This window comes from Variovorax sp. Soil_C_39 (assembly GCF_057656815.1).
The window spans coordinates 153,781-170,131 of the sequence record NZ_JBDGJQ010000006.1 but is presented as its reverse complement, the minus strand read 5'-3'; the positions used below and the strand labels follow the sequence as shown (position 1 = coordinate 170,131).

General features: G+C 67.5%; 16 protein-coding genes. 3 read left to right on the top strand and 13 right to left on the bottom strand.

The genetic code is table 11. From position 1 onward, the window contains the following. From hprK to AC3A6J_RS17515, 4 genes are all read right to left on the bottom strand, one after another. Positions 1 to 954, bottom strand: coding sequence for an HPr(Ser) kinase/phosphatase (hprK, locus tag AC3A6J_RS17530; protein ID WP_487861246.1), 954 nt, complete (start codon positions 952 to 954; stop codon positions 1 to 3). Positions 955 to 1,037: 83 nt separating this feature from the next. Next, positions 1,038 to 1,505 (bottom strand): PTS sugar transporter subunit IIA, encoded by a 468-nt coding sequence (locus AC3A6J_RS17525; RefSeq protein ID WP_487861245.1) that lies wholly within the window; start codon positions 1,503 to 1,505, stop codon positions 1,038 to 1,040. A 178-nt stretch (positions 1,506 to 1,683) separates the two neighbouring features. Then, positions 1,684 to 2,013: a ribosome hibernation-promoting factor, HPF/YfiA family gene (gene hpf / locus AC3A6J_RS17520; RefSeq protein ID WP_435438958.1), complete on the bottom strand. Its 330-nt coding sequence runs from the start codon at positions 2,011 to 2,013 to the stop codon at positions 1,684 to 1,686. Positions 2,014 to 2,335: 322 nt separating this feature from the next. Then, on the bottom strand, positions 2,336 to 4,453 hold the full coding sequence (locus AC3A6J_RS17515; RefSeq protein WP_487861244.1) for an ATP-dependent helicase: 2,118 nt from the start codon (positions 4,451 to 4,453) through the stop codon (positions 2,336 to 2,338). Positions 4,454 to 4,682: 229 nt separating this feature from the next. Here AC3A6J_RS17515 and corA point away from each other — a divergent pair, with 229 nt between their 5' ends. Beyond that, positions 4,683 to 5,669 (top strand): magnesium/cobalt transporter CorA, encoded by a 987-nt coding sequence (gene corA, locus AC3A6J_RS17510; protein WP_487861243.1) that lies wholly within the window; start codon positions 4,683 to 4,685, stop codon positions 5,667 to 5,669. A gap of 6 nt (positions 5,670 to 5,675) precedes the next feature. Here the strand turns inward: corA and AC3A6J_RS17505 are convergent, their stop codons facing one another. From AC3A6J_RS17505 to AC3A6J_RS17485, 5 genes are all read right to left on the bottom strand, one after another. After that, positions 5,676 to 6,446, bottom strand: coding sequence for a 5'-methylthioadenosine/adenosylhomocysteine nucleosidase (locus AC3A6J_RS17505; RefSeq protein WP_487861242.1), 771 nt, complete (start codon positions 6,444 to 6,446; stop codon positions 5,676 to 5,678). Between the two features lie 10 nt (positions 6,447 to 6,456). Continuing rightward, on the bottom strand, positions 6,457 to 8,136 hold the full coding sequence (locus tag AC3A6J_RS17500; protein ID WP_487861241.1) for a long-chain-fatty-acid--CoA ligase: 1,680 nt from the start codon (positions 8,134 to 8,136) through the stop codon (positions 6,457 to 6,459). An 88-nt stretch (positions 8,137 to 8,224) separates the two neighbouring features. Then, positions 8,225 to 9,649 (bottom strand): NAD(P)(+) transhydrogenase (Re/Si-specific) subunit beta, encoded by a 1,425-nt coding sequence (locus AC3A6J_RS17495; RefSeq protein ID WP_487861240.1) that lies wholly within the window; start codon positions 9,647 to 9,649, stop codon positions 8,225 to 8,227. Continuing rightward, positions 9,646 to 9,984 carry an NAD(P) transhydrogenase subunit alpha part 2 gene (locus tag AC3A6J_RS17490; protein ID WP_487861239.1) on the bottom strand — a complete coding sequence of 113 codons (339 nt, stop codon included), beginning with the start codon at positions 9,982 to 9,984 and terminating at the stop codon, positions 9,646 to 9,648. Before AC3A6J_RS17490 ends, AC3A6J_RS17495 begins: the two co-directional genes overlap by 4 nt. 27 nt (positions 9,985 to 10,011) lie before the next feature. After that, on the bottom strand, positions 10,012 to 11,142 hold the full coding sequence (locus AC3A6J_RS17485; RefSeq protein WP_487861238.1) for a Re/Si-specific NAD(P)(+) transhydrogenase subunit alpha: 1,131 nt from the start codon (positions 11,140 to 11,142) through the stop codon (positions 10,012 to 10,014). Positions 11,143 to 11,523: 381 nt separating this feature from the next. On the opposite strand from AC3A6J_RS17485, the gene AC3A6J_RS17480 reads away from it, so the two are divergent. Both AC3A6J_RS17480 and AC3A6J_RS17475 read left to right on the top strand, forming a co-directional pair. Further along, a complete protein-coding gene (locus AC3A6J_RS17480) occupies positions 11,524 to 12,237 on the top strand; it encodes a response regulator transcription factor (RefSeq protein WP_487861237.1) in 714 nt (237 codons plus the stop codon). 91 nt (positions 12,238 to 12,328) lie between these two features. After that, complete coding sequence (locus AC3A6J_RS17475) at positions 12,329 to 12,820, top strand: NUDIX hydrolase (protein ID WP_487861236.1); 492 nt, start codon at positions 12,329 to 12,331, stop codon at positions 12,818 to 12,820. Positions 12,821 to 12,839: 19 nt separating this feature from the next. Here the strand turns inward: AC3A6J_RS17475 and mnmA are convergent, their stop codons facing one another. The 4 genes from mnmA to AC3A6J_RS17455 all read right to left on the bottom strand — a co-directional run bounded on the left by mnmA (position 12,840) and on the right by AC3A6J_RS17455 (position 16,279). Continuing rightward, a complete protein-coding gene (mnmA, locus tag AC3A6J_RS17470; RefSeq protein WP_487861235.1) occupies positions 12,840 to 13,961 on the bottom strand; it encodes a tRNA 2-thiouridine(34) synthase MnmA in 1,122 nt (373 codons plus the stop codon). 51 nt (positions 13,962 to 14,012) lie between these two features. Continuing rightward, a complete protein-coding gene (locus tag AC3A6J_RS17465; RefSeq protein ID WP_487861234.1) occupies positions 14,013 to 14,999 on the bottom strand; it encodes an LLM class flavin-dependent oxidoreductase in 987 nt (328 codons plus the stop codon). A 73-nt stretch (positions 15,000 to 15,072) separates the two neighbouring features. Continuing rightward, positions 15,073 to 15,678, bottom strand: coding sequence for a DUF6891 domain-containing protein (locus tag AC3A6J_RS17460; protein ID WP_487861233.1), 606 nt, complete (start codon positions 15,676 to 15,678; stop codon positions 15,073 to 15,075). Positions 15,679 to 15,898: 220 nt separating this feature from the next. After that, a complete protein-coding gene (locus AC3A6J_RS17455) occupies positions 15,899 to 16,279 on the bottom strand; it encodes a helicase SNF2 (RefSeq protein WP_487861232.1) in 381 nt (126 codons plus the stop codon). Between the last annotated feature and the right edge of the window lie 72 nt (positions 16,280 to 16,351).

Genomic DNA, 16,351 nt, shown 5'->3' with positions numbered 1-16,351 from the left:
TCAGTCCTGGCCGGCTTCCATGGCCTTGTGGTGGCGGGCGACGAAATCGGCGTACGTGTCGATGCCGCGCAGCTGCAGGATCGAATTGCGTACCGCGGCCTCCACCAGCACCGCGATGTTGCGCCCGGCCACCACCTGGATGATGACCTTGCGCACCGGAATGCCGAGCACGTCCTGCGTGAGCGGGGCCGAGGGCATGCGTTCGTAGTCGCGCTCGAAGCTGTCGCGCCGTACCAGGTGCACGATGAGCTTGAGCCGCATCTTCCGCCGCACCGCGGTCTCGCCGAAGATCGCGCGGATGTCGAGCAGGCCGATGCCGCGCACCTCGAGCAGGTTCTGCAGCAGGTCGGGGCAGCGCCCCTCGATGGTGTTCTGGTTGATGCGGTAGAGGTCGACGGCGTCGTCGGCCACGAGGCCGTTGCCGCGCGAGATCAGTTCGAGCCCGAGTTCGCTTTTGCCGAGCCCCGATTCGCCGGTGATCATGACACCCATGCCGAGAATGTCCATGAACACACCGTGCATCGAGGTGCGTTCGGCGAAGTGCTTCGAGAGGTAGGCGCGCAGCAGGTCGATCACGAAGGCCGAGGACTCGCGCGTGGCGAACAGCGGCAGCTGTGCGCGCTCGCAGATCGACAGCAGCTCGTCGGGCGCGGCCTGGCCGTCGGCCAGCACCAGCATCGGCGGCTCCAGCGTGACGATGCGGGCGATGCGCCGGGCGCAGTCTTCCTGGCTGCCGCGCGTGAGATAGGCGACCTCGCGCGCACCGAGGATCTGCACGCGGTAGGGATGGATGTAGTTGAGGTAGCCGACCAGGTCTGCCGCCGACTGGGCGCGGCTGATGACGTCGGGGTCGAACTGGCGCTCCGAGGCGCCGAGGCCGGCGAGCCATTCCCAGCGGAGCGAGCCGCGGAACTCCTCGAACATGGCGTCGGCGCTGATGACGGTGGGCTTCATGCGTTCAGGGCAAGGCGCTCATCGGCGCTGCGGTGGGGGGCCGGCCAGAATACCAAGGAACCGACCGGGCGGGCCGGCGCGGCTCACGCGACTTGCGTCGACTGCCAGCTGGCAATGAGCCCGTGCAGCTCGGCTGCGTCGGTGCTCGACTTGATCCGCTCGCGCAGCGACGCGTCGCTGAGCAGTTCGGCAATCTCGGAGAGGATCTCGAGGTGCTTCTGGGTCGCGGCCTCGGGCACCAGCAGGAAGATCAGCAGCCCGACGGGTTGCTCGTCGGGTGCGTCGAAACCGATCGGATTCGCCAGCTGGAACACCGCGGCCATGGGCGCCTTGAGGCCCTTGATGCGCCCGTGCGGGATCGCGACGCCATGCCCCAGGCCCGTGGAACCGAGGCGTTCACGCGCGAAGAGGCTGTCGGTGATGAGCGCGCGGCCCAGGCCATGAAGGCCCTCGAACAGCAAGCCGGCTTCCTCGAAAGCACGTTTCTTGCTGGTGGCGTCGACGCTCACGAGCACTTGAGCGGGCGGCAGGATGGACGCGAGTCGGTTCATAGTGGGAGCGGGGGCGATTATGCACCCGCTCGGTGAAAACCCCCAGTCCCCCTGGTTACTTTCTTCCTACAAATCGTCGAAAGTGGGCGCGGATTGTGTAAAGAATCCCTTCAAGCCGACAGCAAAAAGCCGCCCGGAGGCGGCTCGGCGACACGGGCCGCGGCCCGTTTGCGCAGGACTACATCAGGCGCTTGGGCGCAGCGTGATGGTGGTCCTGCAACCGGTCCTTGTGGCGCACGACCTGGCGGTCGAGCTTGTCGACCAGATCATCGACGGCCGCATAGAGATCAGCATGGCTCGACTCCGCGAACATGTCACTGCCCTTGACGTGAATGTTGCACTCCGCCCGCTGGCGGCGTTCCTTTTCCTTCTGCTTTTCCACCGTGAGGATCACCTTCACGTCGACCACCTGGTCGAAGTGCCGCGTGATCCGGTCCAGCTTGCTGGTGACGTAGGTGCGCAAGGCAGGCGTGACGTCGAGGTGATGACCGCTGATCGTCAAATTCATGAAAGACCTCCTGAGAATTGACGGTTGGGAAAATGGCCACGCTGCGGAATGAAGCGTGACCGACGGAAATGAGTTAGGTGCGGGAGTGGGGAAAGAGAAGAAGGTCGATTCACTATGCCGAAGCTGTCACACCATTGCAATAGCAGAGTTGCCCGGGTGGCGGTCTGGCGCCGGCCGTGGCCCAATCCGCTATGGATCGGATAGCTGCCAAGCCTGCCGCCCCAGCGCCGCGGCGATCGGCAGGTCACGTGTTTCAAGCTGTGAGGGGGCGCTCAGTGACCCCTGCGCACGAAGGGCCAAAAGCGCGCCAGCCCAGCGACGCTCACTGCCAGGCGGCCCGCATGCGGTTGCGCAGATCGATCACGGCCGCGGGCGGCGGCACCGCGGGCGGGCGCACCGGCGGCGGGGGCCAGGTCTGCTGCTCGAAGCCTTCGAGATCGCGGTCGGAAATGAAGCGCGTTCGGTTGGCGTAGAGGTGCCGATCGCCGCGCACGGCCTGCTGCGTGACGTAGAAGCGCTGCGGCACCAGCAGGTGCAGGTGGTCGCGGGCCCGGGTCATGGCCACGTAGAGCAGCCGCCGTTCCTCTTCGAGTTCGTGCGCGCCCTGCGCCACATCGGCAGGCAGGCAGCCGTCGACGACGTTGAGCACATGCACCGAGTTCCATTCCTGCCCCTTGGCCGAATGGATGGTCGACAGGATCAGGTAGTCCTCGTCGAGCAGGGGCGGACCGGGCCGGTCGCTCGTGGCCTCGGGCGGATCGAGCGTGAGCTCGGTCAGGAAGCGTTCGCGCGAGCCGTAACCCGACGCCAGCCGCGCCAGCTGCTCGATGTCGGCGCGCCGCACGCCGGACGGGTCGTCATAGAGCCGCTCGAGATGCGGCAGGTACCAGCGCGCCGCCAGGTCCACGTCGGCAGGCCAGGACAGCGACGGATCGCGCAGGGCCGCGTAAGCCTCGGCGAACACGGCCCATTCGGCGCGCGCGGCGGCCGGCGGCACGAAGCCGCGCACCACCGCCGCCGGATCGGCCGCGCCCTCCATCGCGTCGAGCAGCCGGGCGCCCGTGGCGGGCCCGATGCCCGGGATAAGCTGCGTGACGCGAAAGCCCGCCATGCGCCCGCGCGGGTTCTCAGCGAAGCGCAGCACCGCGAGCAGGTCTTTCACATGGCCGGCCTCGAGGAACTTGAGGCCGCCGTACTTCACGAACGGAATGTTGCGGCGCGCAAGCTCGAGTTCGAGTGCCGCGCTGTGCGTGGAGGTGCGAAACAGCACCGCCTGCGACTTGAGCGCGAGCCCGCCCTCGCGGTGTTCGAGCACCTTGTCGGCCACCCACACCGCCTGCTGCGCCTCGTCGGGCACGAGCACCAGCTGCGGCCGCCCGGCCGAGGGCTTGTCGGTCCAGAGCGTCTTGGCATGCCGCTCGGCGGCCTGCGCGATGACACGGTTCGACACGTCGAGGATCGGCTGCGTCGAGCGGTAGTTGCGCTCCAGCGTGACCACGCGCGCGGCCTGCGAGAACTGCGACGGGAAGTCGAGGATGTTGCGCACCGTGGCGCCGCGGAACGAGTAGATCGACTGCGCATCGTCGCCCACCACGGTCACGCCGCGCCCGTCGGGCTTGAGCGCCTGCAGGATCGAGGCCTGCAGCAAGTTGGTGTCCTGGTACTCGTCGACCAGCACATGGTCGAAGCGTGCGCCGATCAGCGCTGCGAGCGAGGGCTCGGCCACCATCTCGGCCCAGTAGAGCAGCAGGTCGTCGTAGTCGAGCACGTTCTGCTGCTGCTTGGCCTCGACGTAGGCACCGAACAGGCGCTTGAGCTCTGCCTCCCACTCGGCGCACCAGGGAAAGGCCTCGGCCAGCACGCGCTCGATCGGCGCACGCGTGTTGACGCAGCGCGAGTAGATCGACAGGCAGGTGCCCTTGCGCGGAAATCGGTTGGCGGTGGACGACAGGCCGAGCGCGTGGCGCACCAGGCCCATGAGGTCCTCGGCATCGCCGCGGTCGTGGATCGTGAAATGGTCGTCCAGGCCGACGTGGGCCGCATATTCGCGCAGCAGCCGCGCGCCGATGCCGTGGAAGGTGCCGGCCCAGGGCAGCGCGGGTGGCTTTTCGGAACGCAGGCCGAGCACGCGCGCCAGCACCTGCCCGGCGCGCCGTTCCATTTCCTGCGCCGCACGGCGCGAGAAGGTCAGCAGCAGCAGGCGCTGCGGATCGACCCCATCGGCGATCAACCGCGCCACCCGGTGCGCGAGCGTGCTGGTCTTGCCGGACCCGGCGCCGGCGATCACCAGCAGCGGCCGGTCGTCGCGCCCCGCGACGGCGCCGACGCCGTGCTCCACCGCGGCGCGCTGCGCGTCGTTGAGGGCCGACAGCGCGGCAGCGAGGCGCTCGGCCTGGGTGGCGGCGGTGGCGGGGAGGACGGGAGGCGCAGTGGTCTGCATGGGTGCAACTCTACTGTATGTCCATCCAGATCGCCCGCGTCGTGACACAGGGCCGATGACATAATCGCGGCCTTGCTGCCACCCGAGACCGCACCATGGAAACCGCTCCGTCTCTGCAGCTTTCAACTCCCACCTGCTGACGCCTTCTGCGAAGCGCCGGCGCGGGGCCGGGATTTGAAAGCGCCCCTTCCCTGCCCCTCCGCCACAGCCATTTCAAGGGAGTGAGCCCATGCTCAATATCTTCACGCTCGCCAACGGCCGCCTTGTCCAGGAAGAGATCGAGGCCCTCGAGGAGCTGTCCAAGTTCCAGCCCATCTGGGTCGACCTCGAGTCGCCCACGCTCGAGGAAAAGCGCTGGATCAAGCAGTACTACGGCCTCTCGATTCCCGAAGACGCGATGGACGAGGACATCGAGGAGTCCGCGCGCTTCTACGAGGAAGACAACGGCGAGCTGCACATCCGCTCCGACTTCCTGATCGACGACGACGAGGATCCGCGCTCGGTGCGCGTGGCCTTCATCCTGAACCAGCACAACACCGAACTCCGCAGCTGCGGCGTGCTGTTCTCGATCCACGACGAGGACGTGCCGGTGTTCCGCCTGCTGCGCATGCGTGCGCGCCGTGCGCCGGGCCTGATCGAGGACGCGAAGGAAGTACTGCTCAAGCTCTTCGACGCCGACGCCGAATACTCGGCCGACACGCTCGAGAACATCTACGACGAGCTCGAGATCGCGGGCAAGAAGGTGCTCGAAGGCAACGTCAGCGACGAGCTGGCCGGCGAGGTGCTCGGCGCCATCGCGCGCCAGGAAGACCTGAACGGCCGCATCCGCCGCAACGTGATGGACACGCGCCGCGCAGTGAGCTTTTTGATGCGCAGCCGCATGCTCAACGCCGAGCAGTTCGAGGAAGCGCGGCAGATCATGCGGGACATCGAATCGCTCGACAACCACACGGCCTTCCTGTTCGACAAGATCAACTTCCTGATGGATGCGACCGTCGGTTTCATCAACATCAACCAGAACAAGACCATCAAGATCTTCTCGGTCGCGAGCGTCGCATTGCTGCCGCCGACGCTGATCGCGAGCATCTACGGCATGAACTTCAAGTTCATGCCCGAGCTCGACTGGGCGATCGGCTACCCGTATGCGCTCGCGCTGATGGCCGCGAGCGCGCTGGGGCCGATGTGGTACTTCCGCCACCGCGGCTGGCTCAAGTAGGGCCTGCTAACCCTGGGCAAGGGGTCGCGCTGCGAGCCAGCCGCTGACGAGCGCGAGGCTGTAGCGGCTCGCCACCTCGGCGACGAAGCGCGCGAAGTCGCCATGCGCCGCGTCGTCGGCGCGGTCGGATATGGTGCGCACCGCTGCGAAGGGCACGCCGTGGTCGTGGCACGCCTGGGCCATCGCTGCGCCCTCCATCTCCACCGCCAGCGCCTCAGGCAGGTCGCGGCGCAAGGCGGCGCTCTCGGCGCTGGTCGACACGAAGCGGTCGCCGCTCACGACCAGGCCGCGGTGCAGTTTCGGCGCACGCAGGCCGAAGGCATCGACCGCATGCCGCCCCAGCAGCGCCACGGGGTCGCGCAGCATGCCCTCGGCCGCCGCGGCAATGCCGTCGCTGATCGACGCATCCGCGGCGAAGCGCGACAGCCCCATGAGCGGCACTTCGTACTTCGGGAAGATCGGCGAGGCATCGAGGTCGTGCTGCAGCAGTTGCGTGGCGACGACCACGTCGCCCACCGCCACGCCCGGTGCCAGCCCGCCCGCCACGCCCGTGAACACGATCGCGCGCACGCCGAAGCGCTCGATCAGCACCGTCGCGGTGATCGCCGCGGCCACCTTGCCGATGCGCGACAGCACCGCGACGACCGGTTGGCCGTGCAGATGGCCGAGCCAGAAATCGCGCCCGGCCGCGCGCACGCGCTGTTCATCGGGCATCTGCGCGAGCAGCGCGCCGAGCTCCTCGTGCATGGCCGCGACGATGGCGACGGGGCCGCTCATCGGTCGGCGGCTACTTTTTCGCGTCGCGCAGCTCGCGGCGCAGGATCTTGCCGACGGGCGTCTTCGGCAGGTCGGTGCGGAACTCGATCACCCGCGGCTGCTTGTAGCCCGTGAGGTTGGCGCGGCAGTAATCGCGCACCTGCGCCTCGGTCAGCGAGGGGTCCTTCTTGACGATCACGAGCTTCACGGCCTCGCCGGTCTTCTCGTCGGCCACGCCCACGGCCGCGCACTCGAGCACACCGGGTATCTGCGCCACCACGTCTTCGACCTCGTTCGGATAGACGTTGAAGCCCGAGACCAGGATCATGTCCTTCTTGCGGTCGACCACCTTGAAATAGCCGCGCTCGTCGACCATGCCGATGTCGCCGCTCTTGAAGTAGCCGTCGGCCGTCATGACCTTGGCCGTCTCGTCGGGACGCTGCCAATAGCCCGCCATCACCTGCGGGCCCTTGATGGCGATCTCGCCGGGCTGGCCCGGCGGTACTTCGCGGCCCTCGTCGTCGAGCAGCTTGAGCCAGGTGCCCGGCAGCGGCAGGCCGATGGTGCCGGTGAAGGCCTTGCTGTCGGTCGGGTTGCAGGTGGCCGAGGGCGAGGTCTCGGACAGGCCGTAGCCCTCGCAGATCGGACAGCCGGTCTTCTCGAGCCACAGCTTCGCGACCGCGGCCTGCACCGCCATGCCGCCGCCCACCGACACCTTGAGGTTCTTCCAGTTGACGGTGTTGAAGTCGGGGTGGTTCGCGAGCCCGTTGAACAGCGTGTTGACGGCCGGAAAGCTGTGGACCGTGTGCTTCGAGAGTTCTTTGAGCACGCCCGCGAGGTCACGCGGATTCGGGATCAGGATCAGCTTGCCGCCCGTGCGCATGCTCAGCATCATGCCCACGGTGAACGCGAAGATGTGATACAGCGGCAACGCGCAAACGCCCGTGGGCTGCTCGCCCGCCGGCACCTGCGCCATCACGGGCTCGTTCCAGGCTTCGGACTGCAGCACGTTGGCGATCACGTTGCGGTGCAGCAGCACGGCCCCCTTCGAGACGCCCGTGGTGCCGCCGGTGTACTGCAGCACGGCCACGTCGTCAGGCCCGATGGCGGGCACCTGCAGCGTGCGGCTCGCGCCCTGGTCGAGCGCGTCGTTGAAGCGCACCGCGCCGGGCAGGCTGAAGTGCGGCACGAGCTTCTTCACGTTGCGCACGACGTAGTTGACGATCGCGCCCTTCAGGAAGCCGAGCCGGTCGCCCATGGCGGCCAGCACGATGTGCCGGACCGGCGTGGCCGCGATGCACTGCTGCAGCGTGGTGCCGAAGTTCTCCATGATGACGATGGCTTTCGAGCCCGAATCCTTGAGCTGGTGCTCAAGCTCACGCGGCGTGTAGAGCGGGTTCACGTTCACCAGGATCAGGCCGGCGCGCAGGATGGCCGCCACGGCGACCGGGTACTGCGGGCAATTGGGCATCATCACGGCCACGCGGTCGCCCTTGACGAGCCCCAGGCCCTGCAGGTAGGCCGCGAAGGCCTTGCTGAGCTTGTCGGTTTCGCCGAAGCTGACGTCCTTGCCCATGAAGCTGTAGGCCGTGCGGTCGGCGTACTTGGTGAAGCTCTCTTCCATGAGCGCCACCAGCGACGGGTACTGCGAAGCATCGATATCGGCAGGCACGCCTTGCGGGTAGCTGCTGAGCCAGGGACGGTCGGACATGGACTTGTCTCCTCCAAATCGGGTTATCTGAGATGGCAACGAAAAGCGGCGCACTGGAGTGCGCCGCAAAGATCTTGCGCGGATGGGCCTATTCGATGGCCTTGCCCATATCTTCCACTACTTTCTTCGCGTCCCCAAAGACCATCATGGTCTTGTCCATGTAGAAGAGTTCGTTGTCCAGGCCCGCATAACCTGCCGCCATCGAGCGCTTGTTCACGATCACGGTCTTGGCCTTGTAGGCCTCGAGGATCGGCATGCCGTAGATCGGGCTGCCCTTGGTGTGGGCGGCCGGGTTCACCACGTCGTTGGCGCCGAGGATGATCGCGACGTCGGCCTGGCCGAACTCGCCGTTGATGTCTTCCATCTCGAACACCTGGTCGTAGGGCACCTCGGCCTCGGCCAGCAGCACGTTCATGTGGCCCGGCATGCGACCCGCGACCGGGTGGATCGCGTACTTCACGGTGATGCCCTTTTCGGTGAGCTTGGCCGCGAGTTCCTTCACCGCGTGCTGCGCCCGCGCCACCGCCAGGCCGTAGCCCGGCACGATCACGACCGTCTCGGCATTGCCGAGCACGAAGGCCGCGTCGTCGGCGCTGCCGGTCTTCACGGGGCGCTGTTCCTTTGCGCCGCCCGTGGCGGCTGCGGCATCGCCGCCGAAGCCACCGAGGATGACGTTGAAGAACGAGCGGTTCATGGCCTTGCACATGATGTAGCTCAGGATCGCGCCCGAGGAGCCCACCAGCGAGCCGGCCACGATCAGCATCGCGTTGTTCAGGCTGAAGCCGATGCCCGCCGCCGCCCAGCCCGAATAGCTGTTCAGCATCGACACCACCACCGGCATGTCGGCGCCGCCGATCGGGATGATGATCAGCACGCCCAGCACGAAGGCCAGTGCCAACATCGCGAAGAATGCGGGCCAGTTCTCGGTGAACATGAACACCAGGCCCAGAGCCACCGTCGCGAGCCCCAGCACGAGGTTCAGCATGTGCTGGCCCGCGAACTGCACCGGGGCGCCCTGGAACAGGCGGAACTTGTACTTGCCCGAGAGCTTGCCGAAGGCGATGACCGAGCCGCTGAAGGTGATCGCGCCGATCGCCGCGCCGAGGAACAACTCGAGCCGGTTGCCCGCGGGGATCGGGTCGCCGCGCAGCGTGATGCCGAAGGCGTACGGCTCGGCCACGGCCGCAACCGCGATGAACACCGCGGCCAGGCCGATCATGCTGTGCATGAAGGCGACCAGTTCGGGCATCTTGGTCATCTCGACCTTGTTGGCCATGAAGGTGCCGAGTGCGCCGCCGATGACCAGCGCGACCAGCACGTAGCCCAGCCCGCCGAGGTTGCCCGCCGAGAGCTTGTAGATCAGCGCACCGGTGGTCAGCATGGCGATGGCCATGCCGGTCATGCCGAAGACGTTGCCGCGGATCGAGGTGGTGGGATGCGACAGGCCCTTCAAGGCCTGGATGAAGCAGACGCTGGCAACGAGGTACAGCAGCGTGACGAGGTTCATGCTCATTGGGCGGCTCCCGACTCGGCCTTGGGCGCCGCGGGCGCGACCTTCTTTTCCTTCTTCTTGAACATCTCGAGCATGCGCCGCGTGACCAGGAAGCCACCGAACACGTTCACTGCCGCGAGCGCCACCGCCAGCACGCCCATGGTCTTGCCGAGCGGGGTTTCGGTCAGCGCGGCCGCGAGCATGGCGCCCACGATCACGATCGCCGAGATGGCGTTGGTCACCGCCATGAGCGGCGTGTGCAGCGCGGGCGTGACGGTCCAGACCACGTGGTAGCCCACGTAGATGGCCAGCACGAAGATGATCAGGTTGATGACGGTATGGGAAACGATGTCCATGGGCTTCTCCTGGGCCGGCGTTGTTGTTTACTTCTTCGTGACCTGGCCGTCGTGCGCGACGCGGCAGGCAGCGACGATGTCGTCCTCGAGGTCGATCTTGAGCGCGCCCTCCTTGGTGACGATCAGCTTCAGGAAATCGAGCACGTTGCGCGCGTAGAGCGCCGAGGCATCCGCCGCCACCAGCGCCGGGAGATTCGTCTCGCCCACGATCGTGACGCCGTGCTTGACCACCGTGCGGTCGGCTTCCGAGAGCGGACAGTTGCCGCCCACGCCGTCGGCGCCCTTGCCGGCGGCGATGTCGACGATGACCGAGCCGGGCTTCATCGACTTCACCATCTCTTCGGTAATGAGCGTCGGTGCCGCGCGACCGGGGATGAGCGCCGTGCTGACGACCACGTCGGCCAGCGCCACGCGCTTGGCGACCTCGGCCTGCTGGCGCGCGAGCCAGCTCGGCGGCATGGGCCGCGCGTAGCCGCCCACGCCTTCGGCCGCGTCCTTTTCTTCCTGCGTCTCGTAGGGCACGTCGATGAACTTGCCGCCGAGCGACTCGATCTGCTCCTTGACGCTCGGACGCACGTCGGAGGCCTCGATCACGGCGCCGAGGCGCTTGGCCGTCGCGATCGCCTGCAGGCCCGCGACGCCAACCCCCAGGATGACCACGCGCGCCGCCTTCACGGTGCCCGCGGCGGTCATCAGCATCGGGAAGAAGCGCTGGTACTTGTCGGCCGCGATCATCACGGCCTTGTAGCCCGCGATGTTGGCCTGCGAGCTCAGCACGTCCATGCTCTGCGCACGCGTGGTGCGCGGCGCGGCCTCGAGCGCGAAGGCCGTGAGGCCGGCGGCCGCCAGGCGCTGCAGGCCGGCCGCGTCGAACGGGTTGAGCATGCCGATCACGACCGTGCCCGGCTTCATGAGCGCGGCTTCGTCGTCGCCGGGCGAACGCACCTTGAGCACCATCTCGGCGCCGAACGCAGCGGCGCGGTCGACGATCTCGGCGCCGGCGGCCTGGTAGGCCGCATCGGTGACGCTGGCCGCCACCCCGGCCCCTGACTGCACCCGCAGGGCATGCCCCGCAGCGACTAGTTTCTTCACCGTCTCGGGCGTGACGGCCACGCGGGTTTCGCCGGCCGTCGTTTCGGCTGGCACGCCTATCAGCATAGAGATCTCCTCAGGGCAGGGGGCAATACGGAACGCGGGCTGAGCTTACAGCAAGATTACACCGATCACTGTCGCTTAAATCTACCGTCTGTTCCGGCGTTGATGACCGCAGTCATTGCGTTTGCAGCTACATAAATGCTAGCGAATTGATGCGCGCGACGACCGCCCAGGTGCCGCCCAGGCCTGCGCTGCCATCAGCCCCGGGGGCGCGAGTTGAACTGCGCATTTGTTTGCAGTGATATGCAAAAACTCTGTTACCGAGGCCGAAATTCCCGAAATTGCGAATTAGTTGCGGGCCGCATTTACCCCTCCAGATGCAGATAGATACACTCCGCGCTGAAAAGCCCGTAGAGGCAGGATTGCACTAGAAAAGGGGACGGAATGCGCATCGCAGTACTTGACCAAGAGTCCGATCAGCGCCAGCTGATCAACGAGGCTATTGGCGGCCTCGGGCACGAATGCCACAGCTACAGCGAAGGCGGGCAGTTGCTGCAGATCCTTCGGCGACAGACCTTCGATCTCATCATCCTCGAGCGGTGTCTGCCCGATATCTGCGGACTCGAAGTCGTCCGGATCGCGCGCACCGAACTCAAGAGCCGCGTCCCGGTCCTCGTCGTGACCAGCCGCTGCGGCGAGGCCGATGTGGTCGAAGGCCTCAATGCAGGCGCCGACGATGTCATGGCCAAGCCGGTGCGCGCGCACGAGCTCGAGGCGCGGGTCACGGCCCTGCTGCGCCGCTCCTATCCGGCGCAGCACGAGCCCGAGCTCGTGTTCGGCCCCTACCATTTCTATCCGCCCTCGCGCACCCTCAAGGTCAGGGGCCAGCCAGTGGCACTCAAGAACCGCGAATACGAACTCGCGCTGTTCCTGTTCCAGAACCTCGGGCGATTGCTGTCGCGCGAATACCTGCACGAAGCGGTCTGGGGCGTCGGCGTGGAGGCGCTCTCCCGGTCGCTCGACACCCATGTCTCGCGCCTTCGGACCAAGCTCGGCCTGCGCCCGTCGAGCGGATTCCTGCTGCTGGCCATCTACGGCCTGGGCTACCGGCTCGAGATGGTCGACGCCAAGTCGCTGCCCGGCAGCTTCGCGCGCTGAGCGCGCCACGTCCGGCCTGCAGCCGGCATCTCCGTCGCGAATGGGTTCCAATCGGTTTCGGCCACGGGGGCCACCAAGGAACGGAGCCGAAATGACATCGCGCTGGAAACCCAACGTCACCGTCGCGGCGGTGATCGAACAAGACGGCCGCTTCCTGCTGGTCGAGGAACACACCGCCGACGGGCTGCGGCTCAACACGCCGGCCGGACACCTCGACCCCGGCGAATCGCCAGCCGAGGGCTGCGCGCGCGAGGCGCTCGAGGAAACCGCCCACGCCTTCGAACCGACCGCGCTGATCGGCATCTACATGGCCCGTTCGCGCCGTGCCGGCGACGAAGAAGACGACGAAGACCCCGTGGACGTGACCTACATGCGCTTTGCCTTCACCGGCACCCTGGGCCCGCGCGAAGCGGGCCACGAGCTCGACACCGGCATCGTGCGCACCCTCTGGATGAGTGCCGACGAGATCCGCGCCAGCGTGGCGCGCCACCGCAGTCCGCTGCTGCTGCAATGCGTCGAGGACTACCTGGCCGGCCGGCGCTTTCCGCTCGACCTGGTGCACGTCGACCCGTCGGTGCGCTGAGGGACCCGGCGCCCGCGCGTCAGACGATCACGCCGCCGCCCAGGCAGCGCTCGCCGTCATAGAGCACCGCCGACTGACCCGGCGTGACGGCCCACTGCGGCGCGTCGAAGCGCAGCATGAAGCCCGCCGCAGCCTCGCCACCCTGGGGCGCCGCATCCATTTCGCATCCCGCGTCCGCCTGTCGATAGCGTGCCTTCGAACCGTAGCGGCCCGGCGCGGGCGGCTCGCCCGCGGTCCAGCTGACGTCGCCCGCCACGAGCGACGACGACAGCAGCCAGGGATGGTCGTGGCCCTGCACCACCCAGAGCGTGTTCTTCTCGACGTCCTTGCGCGCCACGAACCACGGCGAGTGATCGCCCGCACCGCGCTGTGCGCCCTTCTCCTTGACGCCGCCGATGCCCAGGCCCTGCCGCTGGCCCAGCGTGTAGAAGCTCAGGCCCTGGTGCTCGCCGAGCTTGCGGCCGCGGTCGTCCTTGATCGGACCCGGTTCTTTCGAGATGTAGCGGTTGAGAAACTCGCGGAACGGGCGCTCGCCGATGAAGCAGATGCCGGTCGAATCCTTCTTCTTCGCATTGGGCAGGCCGATCTCCTCGGCGATGCGGCGCACCTCGGTCTTGTGCAGTTCGCCGACCGGGAACAGCGTCTTCGACAACTGCGCCTGGTTCAGGCGATGCAGGAAGTAGCTCTGGTCCTTGGCGGGATCAAGCCCCTTCCGCAGTTCGTGGCGCCCCGAGGCCGCATCGAAGCGCACGCGCGCGTAATGGCCGGTGGCGATCTTCTCGGCGCCCAGGCGCATCGCGTGGTCGAGGAAGGCCTTGAACTTGATCTCGGCGTTGCACAGCACATCGGGGTTCGGCGTGCGGCCCGCCTTGTATTCGCGCAGGAACTCGGCGAACACGCGGTCCTTGTAGTCGGCCGCGAAGTTGACGTGCTCGATCTCGATGCCGAGCACGTCGGCCACGCTCGCGGCGTCGACGAAATCGATATTCGACGAGCAGTACTCGCTGTCGTCGTCGTCTTCCCAGTTCTTCATGAAGATGCCGACCACTTCGTGCCCCTGCTGCTTGAGCAGGTGCGCCGTGACGGCGGAGTCGACCCCGCCGCTCAGTCCCACCACGATGCGTTGCTTTGCTGCTGCCATAAGCGCGCCATTGTCCCAGCCCCGCGCCAGGGCCCGGCGGCGTGGGGGAAATCAGCCCTGCGCGCGCAGGCCGGCCAGCAGCTCGTAGGAGCGCAGCCGCGCCGCATGGTCGAAGACCTGCGAGGTGATCATCAGCTCGTCGGCCCCCGTGCGCTCGATGAAGGCGCGCACGCCTTCGCGGACCGTGGCGGGCGATCCGACGGCCGAACACGACAGCACCGAGTCGAGCAGCGCGTTCTCGGCCGGGCCCACCTTCTCGCGGTAGCCCTCCACGGGCGGCGGCAGGCGCCCGGGGCGGCCGCTGCGCAGGTTCACGAAGGCCTGCTGCCACGAGGAGGCGCGAAATTCGGCTTCGGCATCGGTGTCGGCCACGAACACGTTGAAGCCCAGCATCACGTACGGCTTCTGCAGCTGCGCCGACGGCTTGAATGTCTCGCGGTAGATCTGGATCGCCTGCATGAGCTGCTGCGGCGCGAAATGCGACGCGAAGGCGTAGGGCAGGCCCAGGTGCGCGGCGAGCTGCGCGCCGAAGGTGCTGGAGCCGAGGATCCACACCGGTACCTCGAGCCCCGCGCCCGGCACGGCGCGCACGGCCTGCTGCGGATTCTTCGACATGAAGTCCATCAGCTCGACCACGTCCTGCGGGAACTGGTCGGCGTCGGACTCGAGGTTGCGCCGCAGCGCGCGCGCGGTGCGCTGGTCGGAACCCGGCGCACGGCCCAGGCCGAGGTCGACGCGCCCCGGGTACAGCGACTCCAGCGTGCCGAACTGCTCGGCGATCACGAGCGGCGAATGGTTCGGCAGCATCACGCCACCGGCGCCGATGCGGATGGTCGAGGTGCCCGCGCCGATGTACGACAGCAGCACCGCCGTGGCCGCGCTGGCGATGCCGGGCATGCCATGGTGCTCTGCGAGCCAGTAGCGTGCGTAGCCGAGCGCCTCGCCATGCCGCGCCAGCGAGAGCGAGTTGCGGAACGACTGCGCAGCGTCGCTGCCTTCGGTGATGGGCGAGAGGTCGAGGATCGAGAACGGGATCATGCGCCCGATGATCGCGCGAACGCGCGACCCTTGCTGGCGCAGGCCATTGCCGCTGCGCCCGCAAGGGCCACGCTCAGGCCCGCGGGCTGCGCTTGCGCCACTGGCCGAGGTCGGCTTCGATGCGCTCGCTGACGTTGCCGCTCCAGCGCGCCTCGAAGCCCGCCGACTGCAGCAGCTCGACGATGCGCCGGCCAACCGCCACGGTGTTCGCCTCGCGCTGCTCGAGCTCGGGGATCATGCCGCCGCTGAACGCCAGGTGGAGCCTTCCTGTGCGTACCGCCGTATCGAGGTCCTGCGCGTGATAGAAGCAGCACCCGCGGATGCCGGAGTCCATGCGCCCTGCCGCGCGCCACTGCTCGCGCACGTCGTCGTGGCCGTCGGACAGCGTGTTGCCCGCGCGGTGCAGCGCGATGATCTTCTCGGCGCGCAGCTGCACGAACACGGCCTCGAGCCGGTCGTGCTCGGTCTGGGCGGGCCAGCCGGCCTCTGCAGCGTGCTTCTCGGCGCAGGCGCGTGCGGCCTCGGCCTTGATCCAGGCGCGGTCCTCGACCGTGAGCTCGTCGGGATCGAGGTACTCGTCGGTGACCATCCACTCGACGTCGGCATCGGGATGAAAGCCGCACCACACCAGGTCGTGGATGCGCGCGCGTGTGTCTTCGGGGTCGAGAGTGAGTGCCATGCGTGTCGGAGCGCCACCGGTGCGGCGACGGATCATGCTTTCTTTCTTTTTTCGCAGCGGAAGCAGTCCGGCATTCTCGCGTGAGCCGGGCACCACGACCTATAAGGCGAAAGCATGCGTTGCGCGATACCCAGCGGCGCACAGGCATGAAAAAGCCGGCCCCGCTTACGCAAGGGCCGGCTTTCGGGGGCGGGCAGCAGGTGCCCGGGCCTGCCGTGGATTACAGCGGCAGCGCGTCGCCGTGAGCGGCAGCGCGGGCTGCGGCACGCACCGTGGCGCGGTCGACGGTGCTGGCGACGAGCGGTGCCACGCCGGACGAAGCGCCTTCGGCATACGGGTCGGCGCTGCGTGCGGCGGCCACGGCTTCGGCGCGGACTGCGTCAACGCTGGCGGTCGAGATGAAGGCGCGGGCCGGGCCGGCCTGGGCACCGGTGGCGTACGGGTCGGCGCTGTGCGCAGCGGCCACGGCTTCGCTGGCGACTTCGGCGCGGCTGACGCCCGAGGTCAGGGGGTGCACGCCTTCATAGGTTTCGGCGTGGGCGGAACCGGCAACGGCCATGAGGGCAACGGCAACGGCGGAGAGGATCTTCGAGGCGGTCATTTTGATTTCCTTCAGTTCAGTTCAGTTTTCGTCTGGATGATTCGAACCGGTCTTGGGTAGGTCACCGCCCCT